The organism is Streptomyces sp. NPDC001781 (assembly GCF_053596035.1).
In genome coordinates this window covers 1-21,225 of sequence record NZ_JBSFFI010000014.1, presented here as the reverse complement: position 1 = coordinate 21,225, position 21,225 = coordinate 1, and the positions used below count along the sequence as shown (strand labels likewise).

22 protein-coding genes and 3 pseudogenes are annotated in these 21,225 nt (G+C 68.2%); 15 read left to right on the top strand and 10 right to left on the bottom strand.

Annotated elements, in window-relative coordinates; genetic code table 11:
• Window positions 1-215: 215 nt before the first annotated feature.
• Window positions 216-866: a DUF4360 domain-containing protein gene (locus ACWCV3_RS15320; protein WP_451223296.1), complete on the top strand. Its 651-nt coding sequence runs from the start codon at window positions 216-218 to the stop codon at window positions 864-866.
• 193 nt (window positions 867-1,059) lie between these two features.
• Here the strand turns inward: ACWCV3_RS15320 and ACWCV3_RS15315 are convergent, their stop codons facing one another.
• Window positions 1,060-1,632: a hypothetical protein gene (locus tag ACWCV3_RS15315; RefSeq protein WP_451223294.1), complete on the bottom strand. Its 573-nt coding sequence runs from the start codon at window positions 1,630-1,632 to the stop codon at window positions 1,060-1,062.
• 281 nt (window positions 1,633-1,913) lie between these two features.
• On the opposite strand from ACWCV3_RS15315, the gene ACWCV3_RS15310 reads away from it, so the two are divergent.
• Together ACWCV3_RS15310 and ACWCV3_RS15305 are read left to right on the top strand one after the other, a co-directional pair.
• Complete coding sequence (locus ACWCV3_RS15310) at window positions 1,914-2,252, top strand: WhiB family transcriptional regulator (protein ID WP_451223292.1); 339 nt, start codon at window positions 1,914-1,916, stop codon at window positions 2,250-2,252.
• Between the two features lie 446 nt (window positions 2,253-2,698).
• Window positions 2,699-2,989 carry a hypothetical protein gene (locus ACWCV3_RS15305; RefSeq protein WP_451223290.1) on the top strand — a complete coding sequence of 97 codons (291 nt, stop codon included), beginning with the start codon at window positions 2,699-2,701 and terminating at the stop codon, window positions 2,987-2,989.
• A 7-nt stretch (window positions 2,990-2,996) separates the two neighbouring features.
• Here the strand turns inward: ACWCV3_RS15305 and ACWCV3_RS15300 are convergent, their stop codons facing one another.
• The gene (locus tag ACWCV3_RS15300; protein ID WP_451223288.1) at window positions 2,997-3,245 is read right to left on the bottom strand and encodes a hypothetical protein; all 249 of its coding nucleotides are present in this window, start codon (window positions 3,243-3,245) and stop codon (window positions 2,997-2,999) included.
• Between the two features lie 41 nt (window positions 3,246-3,286).
• Window positions 3,287-3,457, bottom strand: a complete 171-nt coding sequence (locus ACWCV3_RS15295) for a transposase (protein WP_451223286.1) — start codon at window positions 3,455-3,457, stop codon at window positions 3,287-3,289.
• A 268-nt stretch (window positions 3,458-3,725) separates the two neighbouring features.
• On the opposite strand from ACWCV3_RS15295, the gene ACWCV3_RS15290 reads away from it, so the two are divergent.
• Together ACWCV3_RS15290 and ACWCV3_RS15285 are read left to right on the top strand one after the other, a co-directional pair.
• Window positions 3,726-5,132, top strand: a complete 1,407-nt coding sequence (locus ACWCV3_RS15290; protein WP_451223284.1) for an FG-GAP repeat protein — start codon at window positions 3,726-3,728, stop codon at window positions 5,130-5,132.
• 136 nt (window positions 5,133-5,268) lie between these two features.
• Window positions 5,269-5,400, top strand: a pseudogene (locus ACWCV3_RS15285) (sulfite exporter TauE/SafE family protein); the annotation flags it as partial.
• A 19-nt stretch (window positions 5,401-5,419) separates the two neighbouring features.
• Here ACWCV3_RS15285 and ACWCV3_RS15280 read toward each other — a convergent pair.
• Entirely contained in the window at window positions 5,420-5,890 is a 471-nt protein-coding gene (locus ACWCV3_RS15280; RefSeq protein WP_451223282.1) for a hypothetical protein, read from the bottom strand.
• A gap of 93 nt (window positions 5,891-5,983) precedes the next feature.
• On the opposite strand from ACWCV3_RS15280, the pseudogene istB reads away from it, so the two are divergent.
• Window positions 5,984-6,688: pseudogene (istB, locus tag ACWCV3_RS15275) on the top strand (IS21-like element helper ATPase IstB); the annotation flags it as partial.
• Between the two features lie 62 nt (window positions 6,689-6,750).
• Here the strand turns inward: istB and ACWCV3_RS15270 are convergent.
• Window positions 6,751-7,290 carry a 2'-5' RNA ligase family protein gene (locus ACWCV3_RS15270; RefSeq protein WP_451223280.1) on the bottom strand — a complete coding sequence of 180 codons (540 nt, stop codon included), beginning with the start codon at window positions 7,288-7,290 and terminating at the stop codon, window positions 6,751-6,753.
• Window positions 7,291-7,566: 276 nt separating this feature from the next.
• Here ACWCV3_RS15270 and ACWCV3_RS15265 point away from each other — a divergent pair, with 276 nt between their 5' ends.
• From ACWCV3_RS15265 to ACWCV3_RS15230, 8 genes and pseudogenes are all read left to right on the top strand, one after another.
• Entirely contained in the window at window positions 7,567-7,830 is a 264-nt protein-coding gene (locus ACWCV3_RS15265; RefSeq protein WP_451223278.1) for a hypothetical protein, read from the top strand.
• 48 nt (window positions 7,831-7,878) lie between these two features.
• Window positions 7,879-8,253, top strand: a pseudogene (locus ACWCV3_RS15260) (hypothetical protein); the annotation flags it as partial.
• 296 nt (window positions 8,254-8,549) lie between these two features.
• Complete coding sequence (locus ACWCV3_RS15255) at window positions 8,550-8,900, top strand: hypothetical protein (RefSeq protein WP_451223276.1); 351 nt, start codon at window positions 8,550-8,552, stop codon at window positions 8,898-8,900.
• 5 nt (window positions 8,901-8,905) lie between these two features.
• Window positions 8,906-9,262, top strand: a complete 357-nt coding sequence (locus ACWCV3_RS15250; protein ID WP_352066084.1) for a hypothetical protein — start codon at window positions 8,906-8,908, stop codon at window positions 9,260-9,262.
• 267 nt (window positions 9,263-9,529) lie between these two features.
• Window positions 9,530-9,820 (top strand): lactococcin 972 family bacteriocin, encoded by a 291-nt coding sequence (locus ACWCV3_RS15245; protein WP_158075379.1) that lies wholly within the window; start codon window positions 9,530-9,532, stop codon window positions 9,818-9,820.
• Window positions 9,821-10,022: 202 nt separating this feature from the next.
• Window positions 10,023-12,086 (top strand): hypothetical protein, encoded by a 2,064-nt coding sequence (locus ACWCV3_RS15240; RefSeq protein ID WP_451223273.1) that lies wholly within the window; start codon window positions 10,023-10,025, stop codon window positions 12,084-12,086.
• A 44-nt stretch (window positions 12,087-12,130) separates the two neighbouring features.
• The gene (locus tag ACWCV3_RS15235; RefSeq protein ID WP_073898944.1) at window positions 12,131-12,781 is read left to right on the top strand and encodes an ABC transporter ATP-binding protein; all 651 of its coding nucleotides are present in this window, start codon (window positions 12,131-12,133) and stop codon (window positions 12,779-12,781) included.
• Window positions 12,782-14,227, top strand: a complete 1,446-nt coding sequence (locus tag ACWCV3_RS15230; protein WP_451223270.1) for a glycosyltransferase family 39 protein — start codon at window positions 12,782-12,784, stop codon at window positions 14,225-14,227. It abuts the gene before it with no gap.
• 284 nt (window positions 14,228-14,511) lie between these two features.
• On the opposite strand, the gene ACWCV3_RS15225 is transcribed toward ACWCV3_RS15230, so the two are convergent.
• The gene (locus ACWCV3_RS15225; protein WP_451223268.1) at window positions 14,512-14,748 is read right to left on the bottom strand and encodes a helicase associated domain-containing protein; all 237 of its coding nucleotides are present in this window, start codon (window positions 14,746-14,748) and stop codon (window positions 14,512-14,514) included.
• Window positions 14,749-14,932: 184 nt separating this feature from the next.
• On the opposite strand from ACWCV3_RS15225, the gene ACWCV3_RS15220 reads away from it, so the two are divergent.
• On the top strand, window positions 14,933-15,670 hold the full coding sequence (locus ACWCV3_RS15220) for a TIGR02391 family protein (protein ID WP_451223266.1): 738 nt from the start codon (window positions 14,933-14,935) through the stop codon (window positions 15,668-15,670).
• A gap of 340 nt (window positions 15,671-16,010) precedes the next feature.
• On the opposite strand, the gene ACWCV3_RS15215 is transcribed toward ACWCV3_RS15220, so the two are convergent.
• The 4 genes from ACWCV3_RS15215 to ACWCV3_RS15200 all read right to left on the bottom strand — a co-directional run bounded on the left by ACWCV3_RS15215 (window position 16,011) and on the right by ACWCV3_RS15200 (window position 20,793).
• On the bottom strand, window positions 16,011-16,496 hold the full coding sequence (locus ACWCV3_RS15215; protein ID WP_451223265.1) for a helicase associated domain-containing protein: 486 nt from the start codon (window positions 16,494-16,496) through the stop codon (window positions 16,011-16,013).
• Entirely contained in the window at window positions 16,493-17,326 is an 834-nt protein-coding gene (locus tag ACWCV3_RS15210) for a TniQ family protein (RefSeq protein WP_451223263.1), read from the bottom strand. The genes ACWCV3_RS15215 and ACWCV3_RS15210 overlap by 4 nt, the downstream gene beginning before the upstream one ends.
• A gap of 148 nt (window positions 17,327-17,474) precedes the next feature.
• On the bottom strand, window positions 17,475-20,168 hold the full coding sequence (locus ACWCV3_RS15205; RefSeq protein WP_451223522.1) for a Helicase associated domain protein: 2,694 nt from the start codon (window positions 20,166-20,168) through the stop codon (window positions 17,475-17,477).
• A gap of 28 nt (window positions 20,169-20,196) precedes the next feature.
• Window positions 20,197-20,793: a hypothetical protein gene (locus ACWCV3_RS15200; RefSeq protein ID WP_451223261.1), complete on the bottom strand. Its 597-nt coding sequence runs from the start codon at window positions 20,791-20,793 to the stop codon at window positions 20,197-20,199.
• Window positions 20,794-21,225: the final 432 nt, after the last annotated feature.

The window sequence follows — 21,225 nt, the reverse complement described above, 5'->3', positions numbered from 1 at the left end:
GCCGTCCAGGAAGGCCGGGTCCCCTAGATTCCCTGACGGTGCGTCTGCCGGGGCCCGTGAACAGCCCGGTGTGAATGGCTCGAGTTGACCCTGTCGGGCCGGGGCGGGGCTTCCTACGATTCCCTCGCCCCCCTCCTTCACAGGTTTCACACGGTTTCTTCGAATTTGAACGGAGGGTCGGAGTCTGAACCCCACCCACTCGACCGGGAGAAACCATGGCTGGTGGATTCCTCCTGAGCGGCGCCGTAGCCGCTCTCCTCACCACCGCGCTACCCGCCCAGAACCCGTCCTCCGTGTTCGACGACCCGCCTCCGGACAAGATCGTCATCGATGTGGCGACGGTGAACGGCTCCGGCTGTCCGGCCGGTACGGCCGCCGTGGCGGTGTCGCCGGACAACACCGCCTTCACGGTGACGTACAGCGACTACCTCGCCCAGGCCGGCGGCAACTCCGACCCCACGGCCTTCCGCAAGAACTGCCAGCTCAACCTGGTGGTCCATGTCCCGCAGGGCTTCACCTACGCCGTCGCCCGGGCGGACTACCGGGGCTTCCTCTCGCTCCAGCCCGGCGCGACCGCCACGCAGAAGGCCTCGTACTACTTCCAGGGCTCCTCGAGCACCGTGCCAAGAACCCACCCCTTCGGCGGGGCCTACAACGACGACTGGCAGGTCACCGACAGCACCGACTGGGCCCAACTGGTATGGGCGCCCTGCGGTGTCCTGCGCAACTTCAACATCAACACCGAGCTCAGGGTGAACGCGGGCAGCGCGAACCCCGGCAAGGTCAGCTTCATGACGATGGACTCCACCGACGGAGACATCAGCACGATCTACCACCTGGCGTGGAAGGAGTGCCCGAAGCGGTAGTGCGCCATCGGCCGTGCGACGCCGTCCGCCCCTCGGCCGGCGTCGCACGAGGTACCGGAGCCCTGTCCGGCAGTTCACATTGCGGCCCCGAGGGGGACGGCATTACCGGACCGGCCCGCCCCGACGGCGCTCGTCATCCACCCACTCCGCCCCTATGAAGGCGTTTGGCGTGGCGACGTGTGCGAGGTGCCGTCTACCAGCGGTGCCAGACCGCTTCGGGTGCGGCGTCACGCGCGACGGAGTGGTCATCTCCCGCGACGAAGAACAGGGCCCAGGACACGACGTTGTCGCCGGCGCGCTGGGCGCCGATTTCAAGTTGGAAGCCGTCGCAGAAGAGGTCGCCAGTGGGACTGAACCGCAGGCCGGTGTCGTATTTGAGGGCGTGAGCTTCCATTTCCTGCGCGAGCTGCGAGGGCACACGGCCGATGAGCCGGATCCCCTCGCAGGCCACCTGAGGGCCGAGGCGTCCGTCGACAAGGACATAGGCCAACTCTCGGTCCGCATGGAAGTAGCACTCCACCGGTGCCTGGCTCGTGGGAGCGTCCTCCTTGGCGAAGCGCACGGGGTTCCACCCTGGGCCGTATCCGTCAGACCGGGTGGTGAAGCCATCGGCGGCCAGGGCCGCTATGACCTCTTCCTGATGCATGTCCATACGCAGCGGCCCCAGGGTGCGCCCGGGGAGGTAGTCCCACTGATCCCGTTCCACGTCCGGAAGCACCGGCCACATACCCGTATCCATCACACGATGATCGTTCACCCGGTTCACGCCCCGTGCATGGCTGGGAGGGGGAGCGGGTTCATGCGTCCGGCCGCCCGCGCCGAGTTGCTGCTCGTCGTGCGCCCCCTGCGCCGTCCCAGCCCAGTCGCCTGCCGGGGCCGCACGGCTGTCTCCGCCAAGCCGGGTCTCGCCCGCGGTCCGGTCATAGATGGCGCGCCGACGGGCTACCGCGAAAGCGGTGATTCGGCATAAAATGCCACGAACCTCTGCCGGGACTGCGGCACTCTGTTGTGCCGTGCCGCAGCCGTTCCGCCTGGCCGCCCGAGGTCATGGAGAGGTGCGTCATGACCTGTTCGTCCAGTGGACGCCCGGCGGTTTCCGACTGGCGCGATCAAGCATCGTGCGTCGGAGAAGATCCCGACCTCTTCTTTCCTCTCTCCGACCTGGCTGTTCCAGGGACAGAGGCCGCCCTGGCCCGAGCGATATGCCGCCGTTGTCCGGTCATCATCGCGTGCCGTACCTGGGCGCTCGATCATGGAGAGGACGACGGCGTCTGGGGGGCCACAACGGCAGCCCAGCGCCGCGCCATCCGACGCGCGATGACGGAGCCCATCCCTGTGGTCAGGCGGCGCGGTGACGGACTCGGGGAGGAGTCGCTTCCCGAGTAGCACGGCAACGGTGAAGCGGAGACGTGCGCGCGCGTGTGCTGCTCGGAGTCTGGGAGGCGAGGGGCGCGTCGTACGACTGGGTCGAGGCGCCTGCGGCCCGCCTCGCCGGGGCCGGGCCCGGCGAGGCGCAAGGGATGGTGGAGTCCTCGGCCCGCCAGGATGCGAGGGTTTTGCCGGTGGGGAAATTCGCCGAGTGGCGGCGAAGGCGCCGGGTGGCCGCGTCGCGGCCGGTGACCTCCTCGGAGATCAGCAGCCGCAGGACCTCGGCGGGATCCCACCTCTGGGCCCGGGCAGTGGCCAGGACGTCGGGTGCAGCCTTGCGCATGTAGCGCAGGCGCATTCGGCGCATCAGCTTGTCGAGTTCCTCGGGTAAGGCCGGGGCCTGTGGAAACGTCACGGCCGGTAATTCCTTCGTGGGTTGCGGTGGGCGCCGATAGGCTCGGCGGATGATCAATATGGCGGTGCGTGGTGACAGCGGGAACGTCGTGGCTCGCGCCAAAGCCGGTGTGGAGTGGACGGCCGGCTTCGCGGATCTGGATTCGGCGGAGTTCCCGATGCTCTGGGCCCTGACGCCGTATGGGGATGCGGTCTTCAACCAGCGGCAGGTGCCGCTGCTGCTGTCGGAACTCGACCGGCTTCCTGCCGACTTGGGCGGTGACTGGGTCGGGCAGGCCCGCGAGCTGTGCCAGGTCGTCGAGCGCGGGCTGCACCTGTATCTGTGGTTCATCGGCGACTGACTGCGGGTCAGTCGGCCATCGACTCCCCAGCCGCTGTCTGCTGCCGGCCCAGGGCCTGCCAGGCGATGTTGCCGTTCTGGACGGAGTGGGCTTCGTCCGCGCGGACGACCTGGCCGACGGGCTTGCTGGCCGCGATGTGCTCCAGGATGGAGACCAGGTCATCCTCGGCGAAGCGCCCGGCCGCAGCCGCCAGCCCGAGGGCCTGGTCGACCCGGTCGCTGCCCAGGACCGCGGCGAGCTCGACGGCGTGGGCCATCTTGGCGCGGATCCGGGACGCCCCGGCGGGTCCGGCCTCCTTCAGCCTGCGCCCTGGTCGGCCTGGGCCCGGCGGTACCAGCCGCGCAAAGACTCCGAGCTGATGCCGAGTTTTCGGGCGACCGCAGTGACCGTCTTCCCTGAGGAGTCGACGAGCGCGATCGCGTCTCGCTTGAACTCCTCGGTGTACCGCTTCGTGTACTTGCTTCCCACCTGGTGCTACTTCCTCTGGAATCTCAAGATCCCAGTCTCCAGGTGTCCACGATCAAGGGGAAGCTTCTCTCGCCACCTGCACCGATATCCGAGGCGGCGGTACAACCATCGGTGGCGCTGGGGAGTCTGATCTTCGCTGCGCATCGCGTGATCAAGCGGGTGACCCGCTGGGAAACGACGGTGCGGGCCGTCGTTTCTGGTTCGCGGACGCCGTCCGGGCGTCTGCGGTGGTGCAGGGGGTTTCGTGCGTCATTCGGTTCGTCTCGCCGTGGCAGCGGCCGTAGCCGCTTCTCTGACCGGCAGTCTGATGGCCGCCTCGGCCGGCCGTGCCGTAGCGGCTCCGGCCAGGCTGGCGGACGACTTCAACGGTGACGGATACCGGGATCTGGCCGTCGGCATGCCTGGGAAGACGATCAGCGGCAAGGAGGGCGCCGGTGCTGTTCTCCTCACCTTCGGCTCCTCCCACGGCCTGACCGACAAGCATGTCTACATCACGCAGAACTCCGTCGGCGTGCCCGGCACGGTCGGGTACCAGGACTTCTTCGGCAGCAGCATCGCCAGCGGGGACCTGGACGGCGACGGCTACGCCGACCTGCTGGTCGGCAGTGAAGGAGACACCACGTCCGGCACGTCTGGCAACGGATCGGTGACCGTGCTGTGGGGCGGTACGTCGCCGCTGAGAAGCGGTCTGGCCCTGCCCGCGGGGCATTCGTATTCCGGGCGGATGCTCGGCGCCGACATCGCCGTGGGTGACTTCACCGGCGACTCCGCCCCTGACGTCGCCGTCAGCGGGCAGACGTCTCTGCAGCTGTACTCGGGTACCTTCACCCGCACCAAGGCCCCGGCCGGGCTTGATGTGGGCGACCCGGCTTACACCGGCAGCTGGAACCTCGCGGGCGGCGACTTCGACGGCGACGGCAAGGACGAACTGGCCGTCGTCCAGCAAAAGGCCACCCTCGTCTACGGGCAGGACGACCTGACCACCGACGTCGACTCCTTCACCGTCCAGGCCCACCTCTCCGGCGGAGACGGCGTGGCGGCCGGAGACCTCAACGGTGACGGCCGCGACGACCTCGCCGTCGCCCTGGCCGACCCCCGGCTGAACCCCAACGGACTGACCGACCCCAGCCACAAATCCGGCTACGTCACCGTCCGCTACGGCGACCGGGACATTACCGGCGGCCTCGCCCCCACGGGCCAGGTCTTCCACCAGGACACCGCAGGTATCCCGGGCGCCGACGAGTCCGGCGACCGATTCGGCGCGTCCCTGGCCATCGCGGACATCACCGGCGACCACCGCGCCGAACTCGCCATCGGCGTCCCCTACGAATCGTTCGGCCGAGCCTCCAGGGGAGGCGACGTCCTGGTCCTGCGCGGGAGTGCGCGCGGGGTGACCACTACGGGCGCGGCACGCTACTCGCAGGACACCCCTGGCGTCCCCGGTGGCGCCGAGAGCAACGACGTGTTCGGCTCCCAGGTGCGCCTCTCCGACTTCAACCGAGACGGCAAGGCAGACCTCGCCGTCTCCGCACCGTACGAGGACCACGGCAACGGCGCCCTCTGGCAGTTGCGAGGCACCAGCACCAAAGTGAGCACCAGCAACGTAAGCGTCTTCGGCCCCAAGGACTACAACGTCGCATCCGGCTCCGGTATCGGCGGCACCCTCCTGGGCTGAAGCCTGGTCACCACCGGGTCGGCGCCTGTACCCGTAGCGGCCATGGCCGGCGGGCGAGGAGCGTCTGGCTTGCGGTCGGCCGGGATGGCGTCTTGGCCATCGGTGGCGGTCAAACAGACGGAGGACGTCACCCGGCCGGACCGGCCGGGTGACGGCGTGGGCGTACGGCGTGATGGGCGGCTTCACCACGATGGTCGCCAACGCGGGCGGCAAGATGGGCTTGCTCGGCACGTCCGCCCTCTTCTTCCTCATCGTCGACGTCACCAAGAGGGTGGTGCCGGTCATCATCAGCACGATCGCGCCGATGGAAACCTGGCGGCTCCAACTACTGGCGCGACGCGGGCACGGAACTCAGCGATTGCGGCTTCCCAGTCGGATGTAACGGTGTTGTCCTCCGGGGGGAGACGACGACCGAGGTCCTCCGCCGCGCTGAGCACGGCGGAAGTGAGGTCCAGGGTCGTCGTCCGAGCTACGACTCTGCTCTTGCTGCCGACGGAAAGGCCGCCCTTGGTTCGTCGGACGACAAGACTGAACGAGGTGTCGGCGCCGGTGAAGCCGAGCACGCGGGCGTTGCTGCGGAGAAAGTTGCCCAGGCTGTCCAGCAGCAGGACGACCGAGAGGTAGATCATCATGCCTTGATCGGGGACATGCCCGGCCGAGTCGACCGTGCCGAGGTCTCCGCTGACGGCCATGTCGCCCAGGTCGAACCCGCTGACGGTGCCCTGGTCGGGTCGCACGGTGAACTGCACAGTGATCATGGGATGCAGCTCTTTTCGCCGTCATGTCGTTGACGGTCATCTTCTTCTTGTAGGTCGTGTCTTCCAACTTCGGTGGGGCATGAGGGGCTTCGCCGATTCTCGTTCGCCGACATCGCCGACCGGGCGATGAAGGACCAGATGACATACCGCGGCTTCCTCGCCGAGCTGCTGATGGCCGAGTGCGACGACCGGGCCCGTCGCCGGTCAGAACGACGGATCAAGGCAGCTGGCTTTCCCCGGGACAAGTCCCTGCGGACCTTCGACTTCGACGCGAACCCCAACATCGACGCGGCCGCCATCCACACCCTCGCCAGCTGCGAGTGGATCAAGAAGAGCCAGCCGCTCTGCCTCATCGGCGACTCCGGAACCGGCAAGTCCCACCTGCTGATCGCCCTGGGCACCGAGGCCGCGATGGCCGGCTACCGGGTCAAGTACGTGCTGGCGACGAAGCTGGTCAACGAGCTCGTCGAGGCCGCCGACGAGAAGCAGCTGACCAAGACGATCGCCCGTTACGGCCGCGTCGATCTTTTGTGCATCGATGAGCTCGGCTACATGGAACTCGACCGCCGCGGCGCTGAACTCCTCTTCCAGGTTCTGACGGAACGGGAGGAGAAGAACAGCGTGGCCATCGCCTCGAACGAGTCGTTCGGCGGCTGGACCAAGACGTTCACCGACCCCCGCCTCTGCGCGGCCATCGTCGACCGCCTCACCTTCAACGGAACCATCATCGAGACCGGCACCGACTCCTACCGACTCGCCAGCACCCGAGCCCGCGCCGAGCACGCTAACGCCAGCTGACCGGAGCCTCCTGTTGGTCCGCTACCCAAGGGCAGCGGACCAGCCAAGCTTCATGACCTGCTTCATTCTCCGAGTGCGAACGACGCCCGTTCCTGCCACTTCACGCCGTCGTGCACCATGAGTTCCACCGACGAGACGTGAGACGTGAACGGGAGCCTGCCGGCGAGGTCGGCCTCGATCTCCTCCAGGACGGCACCTTCATGCCCTTGAGCGATGGTCAGGTGAGGCACGATCTCGGCGAAGCGGCCGCCATACGGCGGAGCCTCAGGCCAACGGTCAGCGATCGCTTCCGTGAGCTGCCGCAACTGCGTGTCAGGCTCGGGAACGAGATACAGCACCTCCGGGAGCCGTCCACATCTCTCGAACCGCAGGTCAAAGGCCTGGTGGCTGCCCAACACCTCCGCGAGAGCGGAGTAGACGAGCGCATCTATTCGGCTCTCGTCGAGGAACGGGAAGAGCACGGTGATGTGGGCTGGAACCCCGGCCTGGGCTGAGGGGTCGAGCTGTTCACGGCACCCGCGGACGGACGGCTCCGCCTCCAGGATCCGGACGATGAGCCCCGTCTGGCCCGCCTGAAACGTACTGGTGCTGTCATCTGCCATGACACCGCATGATGTCACCTCTGCCGCAGACAGCACGGCTCCATTTCCGCGGAACGATCACGAGGATCTGCGAAGCAGGTCTACGAGCGGGACGCCCACGACGCTGCCGCTGCCGCTATTTCCCGTGAACATCCAGAGTGCCGATGATCACTGAACGCCGCCGGAACCCAAGAACAAACGCTGTCGGTTGAAGTGAACGAAGCCACCCCGAGTTGGACCTGAGCCTTGCCGGGCACTTGTCGACGTCTCCGCCCTCACCCTCGTCAACATCCCCCCTTGCGCGCCAGCGACATCAGCACCCGCGTTCAAGCGGCAGTCGCCGCCGAGGCGAGTGGGGACACCGCCACCGGCATCCTCGCCGAACACGGCGACCTCACCCCCGCCCAGGCCCGCACCGCCCTGCAGGCTTACGCCACCGGCACCGACCGGCGCCTCACCACCGCTCGGGCACTGGCCGGACGCACCCTTCCCGCCGACGACGTGACATCAGCACCATCGGCCGATCACGGTCCGGATGTGCCTGTCCCGGGTCACCAGTGACAGCGGCCGGCCCGCGACCGGGTGAGGGTGGGACAGAGTCTCGACTTCCTGCCGTCCGCCGCGTCGCAGGAGCACCTCCATGTCCGGACGCCATCCGGACGCCATACCGTCATCCGCAGCCTGCACGATCTGGGTCTGGCGGCTTGGTTCGGCGGCTCCCTGATGGGCGCGGTCGGTCTCAACGGCGCGGCGCGTCAGGAGGGCGCCACGGATGCGTCCAAGGCGCGGATCGTGTCGGCCGGCTGGACCACGTGGATGCCGGTCAGTGCCGCCGCGATCGGCGCCCACCTGTACGGCGGCGGTGGTCTGCTCGCCGTCAACGCCCACCGCCTCGCCAAGTAGAAGGGTGTGGGGGCGTCCTCCGCGGCGAAGACGGTCGTCACCGCCGCGGCGCTGGCCGCCACCGCCTACGCGCGCATCATCCTTGACCTTGTCGCCCCGGTCGAGCGCGCCCGCCGCGGGTTGGCCCCGGGTCGCCAGCTCCTGATTGATAATCACCGAACGCTTGCAGAAACAACTTTGACGGCCCATCACCTACACGCATGCGCGAAGGGTGACGATGATCACCACATGGAGAATTGCTGGCCAATGATTGACCTTTCGTTGTAGGTTCTTGGTGTGCCCATCCGGTCGGCTGACCACCGGCAAACGGATGGCGCTCAGGGGGTAGGGGGTTTTGCACTTGAAGTCTGCCTCGATCGGTTCGGTCGAGGTGTTAAGTGCGCACCACGGTATTCGACTGCCCTCTGTGGCGAACGACCATCGATATCGTGAAGGATCTCGCTATGCGCAGGCTGCTTGCCGTCTCCCCGCTCGTCACCACCGTCGTCGCGGCCGTGTTCTCCATGGGGGTCGCCGCTCCCGCGCAGGCGGCGAGCGGATGGACCGCACACGTGCAGTGCACCAAGATGCGCATCTCTGACAACAGCGCCCACGGATTCGTGCAGGGGCATGGCTGGGCGAAGACCCAGCCCGACGCGTGGAAGGCGGCCATCAAGGAGGCCAACGACCAGATGCGCGAAGGCTATCGTGCGAAGCACTGCACGAAGAAGAACATCACGAGGGGCTGACGGGCATGAGGGCACGCACACTCAGCTTCGGGCTCTACGGGGACGAGCGCGACCTGGCCTGGGCGAGGAACCTGGTCAGGGAAGCGGTGACGTCCCGAAGCGCCCGGCTCGTCGAGGAAAAAATCGCCCACACCGTTCTCGGCAGCGAACTGACGACCGCCGATGTCTACGGCTTCCTGGCGGAGCAGTGGGCCGTCGAACACCCCGGCGAGAGCAGTGGGGAGCGCGTGCCCGTGGAACTGTCCGTACGACTGGTGTGTTCTCGGCGCACCTGGTGGGCGATCCGTAAGGCAGTGATCAAGGCCCTGTGCCCCGAAGGCCCGAGGCCGCACACCTGCCGCGTTCCTTGGATCGCCGCCTGAGGCGATCCGCCCAGTGTAATTCCGACGCAAAGTCGTTTCATTCGAGATTTCCACAACCCCCTCCGCGTACCAGGGTGAGAACTGGCGAGCCGGCATGTCTGTCCCGTCTCCGCACGGACGGATCCGCCCTTTTCTGAATGGGCCCGGCTCGGCCCCACGTCGACCGATAGCGACATTCCCCCGTCCACGGAAAGTGGATCGAGCATGTCTGCGGTACGCCCCGAGGTCGACGTTCCATCAGGATCGCGAAGTGAAAGTGAGTCGATCATGACGATGAAGAACGGGCTCAAGGCCGTCATCGCGGCCGGTGCCCTCCTCGCTGCCGCCGCCGCTCCCGCGCTGGCCGTATCGGAGGACGCCGGCGGCGGCAGATGGAGCCACGACGTCGGCGCCAACTACGTGTACTCCAACTACTTCCACAAAAAGAACTGGCACGCCTCCTCGGTGGAGGGCAAGTACTGGGCCAAGAGCGGCTGCACCAAGGAGAACGTGTGGTCCAAGGCGTCGGCCGAGAAGGCGAACACCATCAGCCACGCCTACTACGACCCGGCCTGCTGAGGCCCTGTGCTCGCGGCTGACACGGATGCGAGCCACTGACCGGCGTCTCTCCGGCTGTGGGGGACCCTCCCCTGCAGCCGGAGGCGCCGCGGTTCCCCCTCCCCCCACGACATGCGTGCTCCTGCGAGCGCGCGGACCTAGGTAGTCGATGCTCCACCGAGGTATCAAATTCGTCCACGCCGCAGTGCTGGTCTTTTCGGCGATGCTCGCCTTCCTTTTCGTGCGCGGGCTGGACGAGCAACTGGTGCTGGGCAGTTCGGCCCAGGTCTGGGTTTTCAAGTCCGACGACTCGGTGAACGCTGCGCAGGTCACACGTGCCGTCGCTCGGTTCGCCGAGGAGCACCGGGTCACGGTGGCGCGTGAACTGCCCGATCTGAAGAGCCCCGACCGGCTGCGGCATGTGTACCTGACCAGCGGTGACAAGGACGCCGACGCCGCCTCGTGGCTGACCGACGGATACCCCAGCTTCAGCGGGCACGCCGACACCGAGGTGCACCAGCTCGCCGAGATCGGGCAGCGGGACCCCCGCGGCTTCTACTACGTCTTCGGCGCGCCCGGCGCCGCCGAGATGCTGACGTCCGAACTCGCCCGTCTCGGCCTGACCGCGAGCGTGCAGCACCCGCTCGCGTCCAGCGAACTGGCCGCGTCCTTCGTGAACGACGACCTCTCCTGGTCCTTCGGCGTGGTCGCGCTCGCCGCCGTGACGATGACGGGCGCGAGCGTGCTGCTCAGCGCACGGACCTATGGGGTGCTGCGCCTGCAGGGCAGGTCGTTCACCGGTGTCCTCCTGCGCGACCTCGGACAGCTGGCGGGATTCTGGCCGGTCGCGGCCGGTACCGTCACAGCAGGAGTTCTGGCATTCCTGGGCCTCTACAACGGCTTCGCCTGGCTCGGCCTCTTCGCCGCCGTGGCCGCATGCCTCGCCGTCCTGCTGCTCCTGCTCGTGGTGGCCGCCCATGCCGCCGTGCTCGCCCTGACGTTCAAGGTCGACGTACTGCGCGCACTCAAGGGCGAGTTGCCCGCCAGGACGGCCTTCCTCGCCACGTACCTGGTGCGCGTCCCCGCGGTGCTGCTCGCCCTGGGGTTCGCCATGGACGTCACCCTTGCGGGGCAGCACGTACTGGCCCGCCAGGACAACCAGGACGTCTACGCTAAGGCCGACAACGCCGTCACCATCCGCCTCAACGGCAGCTGGGGCGGTGAAGGGGACGACGTGGTCACCCACGTGGGCCGCTGGTTGCGCAAATCCGACGCGGCGGGCGAGATCATCGTCGCCGGCCGGCGCGATCTGCAGAGCGTCTCCGCCGACTCGCGCCTCCCCGAGGGGGAGATGCTCATCGTCAACGAGACCTTCCTCGCCGAACAACCGGTCCTCGACCCGAACGGACGGCGGTACACCCCGGCACCGCGCGACGGTAAGGCCCCGGAGGACCGCGCGGTGCGGCTCCTCGTCCCGCAGTCCCTGGCACCCTACGCAGCGGACATCAGGGCCACGGTCCCCGACGTGTTCGGCCGGCTGGATCCGGCACTGCGCCGCCGGGTCGAGGTCGAGACACTGCAGGCCAAGAGCGGTCAGCGGATCTTCGCCTACAACTCGGGCAACCTCAGCCCCAACATGGCGTACACCCCCGACGACGACCGGACGCTGGTGCGCGACCCCGTCCTCGTCGTGGTGCCCGACGGCTCGAGGATCCTCACCGACGACGCGTACACCACGTTCGCGACGCAGGACGGGATCGTCTTCCCCGACCCCGGGGACGTGCTGCGTGCAATGGCGACTCACGACGGCGGACTGCAGACCTACGTGGCAGCCGTAAACCCGGTCGGGCAGAACGCCGCCGCGCTGCTGCGCGACGCCCGCAAAGAGTTCCGGCTGCAGCTCTTCGACCTCGTCGCGGCGGTGGGCGTCCTCCTCATCACCGGACTCGGTGTCTGCGTCATCCATGCGCGCAAGAACGCGGACGCGATATTCGCGCAGCACATCAACGGCTGGCGGTTCACCTCGATCCACCGCAACATTCTGGCCGTCGAGGGACTCCTGGCTCTCTTCCTGGCCTGGTGGGTGCCCATCCGGGCCTGGCAGCAGAACCAGGACCTGAAGGACATCACAGCCCAGGGCATCCCCGCCCCCTACCCCCCCGTCCACATCACGGCACTGGACCTCGCCACCATCGCCGTGCTGGTCGCCGTCGAATTCTGCGCCGTTCTCCTCGCTCTCCGGGCGTTCCACCGGCGCATCGTCAAGGAGGGGGTGGCCGACGCGTGAGCACCGCACCAGGCCCGCTCCCTCCGCCCAGCAGGAGCACTCCCGTGATCGAAATCGTCAAGCTGTCGAAGACCTTCGGCACCCGGACCCTGTGGTCCGACGTCACCCGCAGCGTCAGCCGCGGCGAGATGGTCGCCCTTGTAGGCCCGAGCGGCTCGGGGAAGTCCACCCTCCTCAACTGCATCGGCCTGCTCGACAAGCCGAGCTCGGGGCAAATCCTGTACGAGGGGAAGGACATCACCGGGTTCGGTCCGCGTGAGAGCCGACTGTTCCGCCGTGACGTCCTGGGATACCTCTTCCAGAACTACGCACTGATCGAGAACGCCGACGTGGCGGCGAACCTGAAGGTCGCGGCCGCACCACGGCGATCCCTGCGCGACCGCAGCGACGCCGCTGTCGCCGAGGCCCTCGGCCGCGTCGGCCTGGCGGGTCGGCAGACCGAGAAGGTCCACCGCCTCAGCGGCGGCGAACAGCAGCGTGTGGCGCTCGCCCGGCTCCTCGTCAAGCAGCCGAGCCTGGTTCTCGCCGACGAGCCGACCGGCGCCCTCGACCACGACAACGCCACGGTGGTCGTCGACATCCTCCGGGAGATGAGCGAGGCCGGCTGCGCGGTGGTCATAGCCACCCACGACGACCGCGTCCGCGACCGGTGCGACTCCGTGTTCGCCTTCCAGAACGAAGCCATGGCCGCCTGAATGGACCGTCACGTCACCGTCGCCCGACTCCGCATACCCCTGTGGTTGATCCCCTTGCCGTGGACCGTCGCGCTGGGGCTGTGGGGCCTGTCCCGGCAGCACAGCGTCTGGCGGGACGAGGCCGCGACCTGGCAGGTGGCTCTGCGGTCCGTCCCCGAAATCTGGCACATGCTGGGCCGCGTCGACGTCGTGCACGGGCTGTACTACCTGCTGATGCACGGGCTGTTCACCTGCTTCGGGGCGAGCACCACCACCCTGCGGCTGCCGTCGGTCCTGGCCATGGCAGTGGCCGCCGTCTGCGTGGCGGCCATCGGGCAACGCCTGGCCGGGGTGTGGGCCGGCCTCGGGGGAGGGCTAGCCTTCGGGCTGCTGCCGGCCGTGCAGTTCTACCTTCAAGAGGGCCGTCCGTACGCACTGGTCACGGCCGGGGCCGGCGTCTCGACGCTGCTGCTGGTGACCGCGTTCGGCGAACGCCGCGCAAAGGGCCGCTGGCTGGCGTACTCGGGCACCGTCCTGCTGTGCGCGCTGCTGAACTGGCTGTCCCTGCTGATCCTGCCCGCACACCTGGCGACGCTCATGTGGGCGAGGGCCGGACGCAGGACCCTCGTACGCTGGACGGTGGCCGCCGCGGCAGCAGCAACCGCCGCCTCGCCCTTGATCCTCTTCAGCCGGAGCCAGTCCGACCAGGTCTCCTGGATCCCCCCACTGACGTGGCACATGCTGATCGGCCCGGCGGTCCTGCTGGCGATCGGCGGACTCTGCGCAGTGCTCGACGGACCGGAGAAGGGGTGGCCGTCGGTGGCGGCCGTCGGGCTGCCGCTGCTGGCGGTCCCCCAACTCGCCCTCATCGGGATCTCCGTCGTCAAACCCATGTTCCTGGACCGCTATGTGCTCTTCTCGATGCTGGGCCTCGCCCTGCTGATCGGCACGGCGCTGGCCACAGCTGTGCGTGCGGCCGCACCCCGGTTCCCCCGTGGCTCGCAGTGGCTCGTCCCGCTGGCGCTCGTGGTGGCGGTGCTGGCACTGATGCCGCAGTCCCTGGCGAAGCGGTGCCCTGGCAGCCGGGTCGACGACGTGCTGTCGGTGTCCGGTGAGGTACGGCAGTGGAAGAGGCCCGGCGACGGGGTCCTCTTCATCCCGGCGGCCCGGCGCGACACCGCACTGGTCTCCCCCCGCGACTTCGCTGGACTGCGGGATCTCGCGCTCGCCGAGAGCCCTGTGGAGTCCGGGACGCTCAAGGGTGAGGAGGCCGGTCCGCGACGGATACGCGCCGCGATGCTGGCGCACCGGCGCATACTCCTCGTCACCGACGCATCCCGCGTCTCCCGTCCGGTCTCCGCGGACCGGGACAGAACCAAAACCGCCGTGCTGGCCGCCCACTTCACCGTCGTGGCGGACAAACAGGTCCGGGGCCGGCGAGTCACGCTCTACCAGCGCCTCCGGTGACACAGGAGAGGACCGGACGGCGGCCCGTCGACGCCTGCAGCACCTGCACCGCAGCAACAGCACAGGCCGCCGTCGTACCCGACACCTCCCTCTATCCAAAAGTGCCCGGTGAGAGGAGCCGGGTCCGTGAAATGACCAGCCACCTCGCCGCTGCGCTTTTAGCACATGAGGAGCGCCCGTTACGGTTCCTGCTCCTGCCGGTCGCGACCGTACTCAGTACGTGCTACGTACGCTAAATGTACGCTTCGCGGCGCAGCCGCTGCGCCCAGGAGCTTGTTCGACCGTCAGGTCCATCGCATGCCGATGGCGGCCAGCCGCTCGATCCGCTCGGGTGACAGGGCCGCGGCTCGGCTGCGTTGGTTGCCAATCCATGCCCCGAGCTTGATCTCTCGTTCCTCCTGCTCACCGCTGCTCTTGCGGCTGTCGTCCCCGCCGGCGACGGCGATCCGTTCGACCCACTTTCTCGGCACGCGCAGGTGTCCCTCGCGCTCGTAGAACTGCTTGGCGGCCTGGTAGTTCATCGCCCACCCAAGCGCATGCGCGGCTGTTGAACGCCGTGATCCGAATCCGCCACCCGAACGGGTGAACGGCGCTCCGTCATGCCGGCGCGTCCGTCCCGCCGGGACACCGGTGCACCTCCCTTGTCTGCAGGCCGCGTCTCGGTGCAGGTGAGGCGATGTCGGTGGCATGCGGCAGCATCGGGCCATGACACAGATGAACAGGGAATGGGCGATCGAAAAGCTGAAGGCCTTCCTCGTTACCGCCAAGGTTACGTACGTGCCAGATGCCCCGAACACCATTGGTTTCTGGGGCTACAAGTTCGATCGCCCAAAGGCTGAAGTACAAGCTGCTGCCCAGATCGTGGAGCAGATCTTGGACCGTGTGCTCCCTGACTGGCGATCCGCAGAATGGGAAGAGGCCAAGAGGCAACCGATGTGGCGCCATCGCGAGGCAGCGCACCGCGCGATCGCCCTCCTGGAAGCGGAGCAGGAGCTACAGGAGAACCTCGGTAGCGGCGCACCCCAGCTTGATGCATCCACACTGCACTCATGGGTCTGGGGCAGCGTGCAAGGCTTGTGGAGCAGCGGCCACTTCCGTGAAGCGGTCGGCGCTGCTGCCAGGGCGGTTAATGCCCAAGCCCAGGCGAAGCTCGAACGGCGGGATGCTTCCGAGGCCAAGCTCCTCTCCGACGCTTTCTCCACCAACCCACCCACTCCAGGGCACCCGCGCCTGCGCCTGTGCGAAAACGACGGAGGCGATACGTTCAAAAATCGCCACGACGGTGCCGGAAACTTTGCGCGGGGCGTCTACGCGGCCATCCGCAGCCCCATCGCCCACGAAGAGGATGAGGAACTGGAAGAGAACGAGGCTCTGGAGCAGCTTGCCGCCTTCAGCGTTTTGGCGAGATGGGTGGACAGCGCTGCAGTAGTGAAGGCCGGTTGAACAGCCAAACTGTGCCCCCGGGAGCGGGGCTCCCTGCCCAGAGGCGGCGCCGCTACGCCGACGACCGGGCTCGGACCTCCACACGCGTCGAGTGCTCTCCCCGGCAGTGTCACGGAGCAGTAGTGATGCGGGCGGTGGTCAGCAGCGCCTGCTGATGCGGGTGGAGCCGGTCCCACAGGGTGGTCTGCCGGTCCGCCCAGCGCCGTAAGCCCTCTGGGACAGGCCCGCCTGCGGCGGCGAGGGCGCGGTACTGGTGGTAGTTCCGTTGCCAGGTGAATGGCCAGGGTGGGTTCCACCATGGATCGAGGACGGTGAGTTCTTGCAGGGTGTGGGCGGACAGCTAGCCTGAGCGGGCTTTGCGGCGCTGCTGGACGAGCCAGCGTCCCAGGGAAAAACCGTCCTGGTGGGCATGGATGGATACCGCGAGGTGCCCGTGCAGGGTGGCGTAGGCGCGGGCATGGGGCAGGCCCTCACCCCTCGGATAGCGGCGGGCCGTCGTGCGGCCCTGCGTGGGTGCGGCGGCAGGCCCGGTCGTGCCGAGGCGGGCAAGGAGTTGCTGCTGGGCGGGGTGGAGGCTGTCCCACAGCTGTGCCTGTGTCCTGATCCAGCGGCGCTCGCTGCTGGTCAGGGTGTTGCTGTCGGTGGCGGCGCGGGCCCGGTGGTAGGCGCGTTGCCAGGCGAGGGGCCAGGGCGGGTTCCAGTGAGGGTCGAGGGCGTTGAGCGCGGTGATCCGTGAGGGCTCGATGCGCCCGTCGGCGGCGCGTTGGCGCTGGCGCAGGAGCCAGCTTCCCAGGGGGCGGCCATTGTGGCGGGTGCGGTCGGTCACGGCCAGGTTCCCGTGCTCGGCCGCGTAGCTGCGGGCCTGGGCCAGCCCGCTCTCTCCCGGGGTGGGAGTGGTGAGGGACGCGGTGCGGTGCGGGCGGTGGTGGCGGTGATCCCGATGTCGGCGAGGAGGTTCTGCTGTTCGGGGTGCAGGACATCGTGCCGGGCGCACTGCCGGCGCAGCCACATCGTCAGCGGATCCTCATCCTCGTCCCGGTCGCCGGGCGGGGTGTGCTGGCCGGGCAGGAGCAGCCTGCCTTCCTGCCATAGCGTGCGGGCCTGCTGGTAGTGGCGCTGCCACGGGAAGTGCCAGGGTGGATTCCACCAGGGCTCGCCCCCGACCGGCAACCTCACCACCCGGCCGGCCGTGCCCGGCTCCTGCATCAGCCACCGACGGTGCACCGCGCACACCCGCTGCTGCGGCTCCAGGTACAAGCGCACGCCCTCGGCGCGCTCGGCTGATCGCGCCGCGCACTCAGGACACGCCGGCCCCCAGGGCACAACCTTCTCGGCAGTGTGATGAAACTGCGCCGCTGGACCTGCGGCGAACCGCTTTCGAGGCTCCTCCTGTGCCCAGGCAGGCAGCGCCCGCCGCAGATGATGCTCCGGAACTCGGCACAGCTGGGACAACCGATCCCGAGCCTGCCGGTTCAGATACACCTCACTGTCCAGCCGCGTCTGACCGGTGATGTTCGACAGTCCGCCTACCTCAGGGATTGCCGCCAGCAGATCCCTGAGCCCTACGCCATAGCGCGCCGCCACCCGACTCAAGAACGACTGCGTCATCTCACCTTGCAGCGGTGCCACGCGCCACACCCCACCTGCCAGGGGCATCGATCCTGACTCTAACGGCGCCAGCTTCCGACTCCTGCCGTCCATGCCTTGCCCGGGTCTGTTGATCTGCAACTCCCATAACCGCCAGTCGGCCTCACTCGTTATGGGTCACCAGCCACGGCTTGGCGGAGGCGTAACCGCGGGGCTTCTACACCCACCCCACGCCTAGTTCCCGCAGCGCGTCCAGCTGGTCTTGAGTAAGCCTGTCCCGCCTCGATTTGGTGTTGGAGACCCATACGCCCAGCTTGATGACCGTCGGCTCCGTCTCGCCTTCGACTGCGATCTCCTCAGCGTGGCCGCGGGGTACGGGCCGGTGGGCGCCTTCCCGTTCCACCCACTGCGCGAGAGCTGCAAGGCCTCGCTGGAAGGCCTGCTGCGCCTTGCTCGGGCCCTTCGTAGCGCTCCTGGCTGTCGGGGCGGGGGACGGCGCCTCAAGCGGCTGCACGCTCAGCTTGGCCAGCCGCTCCTGCTGCTCAGTCGACAGCTGCGCCCAGGTGCTCGCTTCCCGCTGCCGCGCGAGCCACTTGCCTAGATCATCGCCCTCGAAGAGCACGCCTGGCTGAATGTCGGGGAGCCGGCCGTGGGGCTCGTCGGCGGCTAGGTCGGCGAGGACGCGGTAGTGGCGTTGCCAGTCCAGCGGCCAGGGGCAGTTCCAGTCCGGGTCGATCGCGGCCAGTTGCTGCGCGCGTTCCGCGGCCCGCTCGGGGTCCTTCCCGAGGCCGCCTTTGCGGCGGAGGTTGGCCATGTGCTGGCCGATGGGGACCAGCGCTTCGCCTTCGCCCCAGACCGCGTCCTGTCGGGGTGCGAGGTGCCCGGTGGCCCGCCGGTAGGTCCGGAGCGCGGCGAGCTTGGCCTCCCACGCTTCCTCGCCGGGTTCCCAGACCATCCCGGCCTCCGGCGCGTCCAGGAGGGTCTTGCGCCGATCCGCCAGCTCACCTGCTCGCAGGGCCTTCCGCTGCTGGTGGACCCATCGCCCGAGTGGAAAATCTTTCGTCGCACCCACGGGGGTCTCCACGTCGTAGGGCACGGCGTGGACGCCGGTGATCTCGTTCTCCTTCCGCCAGCGGAGCAGGGCTTGGTAGCCCTCCAGCCAGACCAGGGACTCCGGCCGGTAGACCCGCGTACGCAGGAACGCCGCGATGGTCCCAGCGTCGCGTGGGCTGGAGAAATGCAGCAGGGCCGATTCGGCAGCGGCGTCAGCGCCGTCCCGCTCCTGGTCCTCGCCGTCACCCTCGCTGCCGGCCCCGACGATCCGCCTGTCCTTATCGCGCTGGAGATGGACTGTGCGCTTGCCGCTGGTGAGCGCGCGGGAGGCGAGCTGCTCGACCAGACGCTCATCATGCGAGCGCAGGCCCTGAAGGACCGCTACAAGGGGGCGGAACGAGGCGCCGGCGACCATGTCGGTCGGATCCTCACCGGGCTCCAGAAAGACGGGCACGATGATCCGCGCGACCTTGGTGGAGCCGTCGCGGTTGAGCCGGAGCGCGCGGCCGATGTTCTGCACGATCTCGACCTGGGAGCCGCGGGTGTCCGCGAAGCAGACGGCCTCGACTCCCCGCTCGCCGGTGATGTCGACGCCTTCCCCGAGTACGCGGCAGCTGGCGAGGAAGGCGCGGTGGACCCGGCGCCCGGCGGCGTCGATGCCGTTCGCGAACTGGCGGATGACCTCGCGCCGTTCGCTCACGAGGTGGTCGCCGCAAAGCCACGCCGACCACACCCGATCCGGGGGTACGTGGCGGCCGGCCTCCAGCTCGTAGAAGGCTGCGTCGATGGAGGACGCGGGGAGCTTACCGGCGGCCGCCAAGTCCTCGTCGGAAGCGTCGCCCGCGTACAGCTCGGCAGCCGTCTTCGGCAGTTTCTCCGCGAACGCGGCGGCTTCCTCGACCTTCTGGTGGAACGTCATGACGGTGCGGAGGTTGTACGCGGCGGCGTGCTCGAGGAGCGCGGTCTGCAGGAGCGCCAGGCGCCGGCCGCGCCGCGCCTCCTCCGTCTCGCCGAGGACGGGGGAGGGGTCATGGATCTCCAGGACGTCGATCTCGAACCCGGCGAGGATCTCCCGCTCGATCGCCTCCGACAGCCCGAGCTCCGCGAGCCACGCACCGTACGTGCCCTCCGGGTCGTCGGCCATGGTCGCGATCTCCGCCTCCCGGCCGTCCGCGCCCATCTGAGGGCGGGCCGCAGCGAGGATGCGCGGCGTGGCGGTCAGGTAGAGCCGGAAGTCCGCCGGGATCCGCTGGTTGTCGTGGATCGCCGCCCACGGACGGCCAAGATCACCGGCGGTTCCGTGGGCCTCATCCACGATCGCGAGGTCGAAGCCCGCCATGCGCTGGCCGTACAGGCGCTCTCCGCCTGCCAGAGCGGCCTCCAGCGGCCCGCACACCTTCCGCTGGCCCTCGGGTGCGTCGATATCCTCGCGGTCCACCAGGGAGGCGTACGTGGCGAACACGACGACCGGCCCGTGCCCGGCCCACAGGGCGAGCTGGATCGGGTTGGTGGTGGTCCGCACGCCCAGCTCCTTCAGCACCGGGTCGTTCTCCAGCGAGCACACCGCGACCATCGGGGCCCGGTGACCGACCAGACGCCACGCCTGGGCGGTCTGCGCGAGCAGGTCCAGGGTGGGCACGGTCACGAGGATCCGGCCGTCCGCGAACGACTCCAGCGCGCACGCGGCGGCCGTGATCGTCTTGCCCGACCCGGTCGCTGACACGATCGTGCCCCGGGCACCCTGCGGGGGCACAGATGATCTTGCAGGAAATCCTACCCATTTTCGGAACGCCGATTTCTGGTCAACCTGGTGTTCCTTCAGAGTGATCCTCTGCAATTTCAGAGCCCTTCCCTGCATTTTTTCATCGACTCTCTCATCCTTACTTTTACTCAGGGTTCTTTCCAGCCCAGTACAGAGCAGTGTCGACATCGCGCGGGGTCCAACCGTCTGCGCGTCCTCCGCTGTTTTTGAGGAGGGTGTCGAGGAGGTCCATGTAGCGGCCGTAGCGGCCCGGACGGTCCGTGAGCGTGAGCTCAAGCAAGTTGATGGCGCGCTGGACACGCCGGTCGTAGACGGCCATCCGCGTGGGAGCTGCCGAGGTCAGGATGGCCGACGCGAGAGCGTCACCCTTGACGAACCCCGGCAGTTCAGAGATAGCACTGCGCCCCGCCTGAGCCGCCTCACCGAGTGAGAGAGTGAGGTCCTGCACTGACGCGACGGCCTGCTCGGTGACGGCTCGCACCTGGCTGTCGGGCAGCGACATGAGAGCCGTCACCCAACGGGTCTGCGCAGAGAGGCGTTTCCACACGATCAGGGCAGCGATGTCCCTCTTACCAAGACTGCCGGCACGCTCGACGTGCTGCGCAACATCCCAGAAGACCTCGTCATAGTGAGGTGATACGGCTGCCAGGTAGGCCGCGCGTGCGGGGACGAGCATGTCCCACGCCGGGTGACAGAACGTAAAAGATTCTTCTCTCTCCACGAGCATTCATCTCCTGAGGCCGGTGAATTGAGGCTGGAGGCTGTCTCATCTTTTCGCCAACGATACATGCTGCATCAATCTGAGGAGCCACTACACAGAAATCCGACCCGCACGAGCGCCCCCCACCCCCTTGTAATCAGCTGGCCCGCATTAGCGGGCCCCAACGGTACTGAAGACGCAGTCGGAAGGACCGTCAGGCGGGGGAGCGCAGCGGACCCACCGGCCAGGCTGGAGCGGAGCGCAAGCCTGGTAGCGGGACAAAGTCCCGCCGGTCCGGGAGCGCAGCGGACGGACCGTCACCCCGCCTGCGCAGCAGGCGGGGTGTGCGGGTGGCGCAGCCACCCGCTAGCGCTCCCGCGGAGCGGGAGCGCAACACTCGTGCGCAGCACGGGTGTTCGCTTGCACATCGCGCAGCGATGTGGTAGATCGGAA